Raw genomic sequence first — 1,493 nt, 5'->3', positions numbered from 1 at the left:
TCCTTGTCGTGCAGATCGGCAAGCTCCACCTCAAGCTCGACCAGCGGGTTCGAGGTGCCGGAAATGTTGCGGGTGCCGCCGGCGCCCGAACCCATCTTGCCAGCGGTATTCTGGAACGCGGCGATGACGTCGGGATGCTGGCCCATGCCGAGATAGTCGTTGGAGCACCAGACGGTGATTTCCTCGGCACGGCCATTGGAACGCCAGATGGCGCGCGGGAACTTGCCCGCGATCCGCTCGAGGTCGGCGAAAACGCGGTAGCGACGCTCGGCATGGAGCTGGTCGATCGCTTCCTCGAAGAACCGCTGATAGTTCATGTCGACTTCCCAATTTTTGCGCGGGATCATAATCATTGGCCCGTTGGTCGTCCACCTGGCCTTTTTGGTCAAAATGCCACGCCCCGGACCTGTTCCTAACGACCGCGGATCGTGGCCTATTCCCTTGATGTGGATGAACTTTGTTTCAGGACAATGCCACTGGCCGGCAATGCCGGTTACCAGGGGGTTCCAATGGCCATGCGGCGGGCTTTCCAGTAGAGCGGGGTTGAGACAGTTTCCGATAAATCTTGGATAAGCGAGGACGCGGATGACAGTTTTGGTGACAGGCGGCGCCGGTTACATCGGCAGCCATATGGTCTGGGAGCTGCTGGATGCCGGCGAAAGCGTGGTCGTTCTCGACCGTCTTTCCACCGGTTTCGAATGGGCAGTGGCGCCGGAGGCCAAGCTGGTCGTCGGCGATGTCGCCGACAAGGAATTGGTCGGCGCGGTCATCAGGGAGAACAAGGTCGACGCGATCATTCATTTCGCCGGCTCGATCGTGGTTCCGGAATCGGTCGCCGACCCGCTCGGCTATTATGAGAACAACACCTCGAAGACGCGCACGCTGATCGAAACCGCGGTGCGCGAAGGCGTGCCCAATTTCATCTTTTCCTCGACCGCCGCCGTCTACGGCGGCGCCGGGCTGGAGCCGGTGCGCGAGGACGCCCGCCTGGCGCCGGAATCGCCCTATGGCCTGTCCAAGCTGATGAGTGAGTGGATGCTGCGCGACGCGTCGATCGCGCATGGCCTGCGCTATACGGCGCTGCGCTACTTCAACGTCGCCGGCGCCGACCCGAAGGGCCGCACCGGCCAGTCGACGCCGGGCGCAACCCATCTGATCAAGGTCGCCTGCGAGACGGCACTCGGCAAGCGGCCGTTCATGCAGGTGTTCGGCACCGATTATCCTACGCCGGACGGCACCTGCATGCGCGACTACATCCATGTCAGCGACCTGGCGGCGGCGCATCGCCTGGCTTTGCAGCGGCTGCGCGCCGGGGGACAGAGCCTCGTCGCCAATTGCGGCTACAGCCATGGCTATTCGGTGCTGGAGGTCATCGACAGCGTGCGCCGCGCCTTTGGCCATGATTTCGAGGTGAAGATGGGTGATCGCCGCCCTGGCGACGCCGCGGCGGTTGTCGCCAATTCGGATCTCGCCCGCGCCGAGCTCGGCTGGAC

The 1,493-nt window shown here is 63.3% G+C and carries 1 protein-coding gene and 1 pseudogene; one reads left to right on the top strand and one right to left on the bottom strand.

All coding sequences use genetic code 11. The features are described from left to right. Nucleotides 1–317 (bottom strand): annotated as a pseudogene (locus tag EN969_RS30755) (aminotransferase class I/II-fold pyridoxal phosphate-dependent enzyme); the annotation flags it as partial. A 268-nt stretch (nt 318–585) separates the two neighbouring features. On the opposite strand from EN969_RS30755, the gene galE reads away from it, so the two are divergent. Next, nucleotides 586–1,493, top strand: a 908-nt coding sequence (gene galE / locus EN969_RS30750) for a UDP-glucose 4-epimerase GalE (RefSeq protein WP_127419716.1), incomplete at its 3' end; no start/stop codon positions are given.

The sequence above is a fragment of the Mesorhizobium sp. M7A.F.Ca.CA.003.01.2.1 genome (assembly GCF_003998945.1).
GTDB lineage: Bacteria > Pseudomonadota > Alphaproteobacteria > Rhizobiales > Rhizobiaceae > Mesorhizobium > Mesorhizobium ciceri.
The sequence above is the reverse complement of the archived record's forward strand: the minus strand, read 5'-3'. Positions and strand labels throughout refer to the sequence as shown.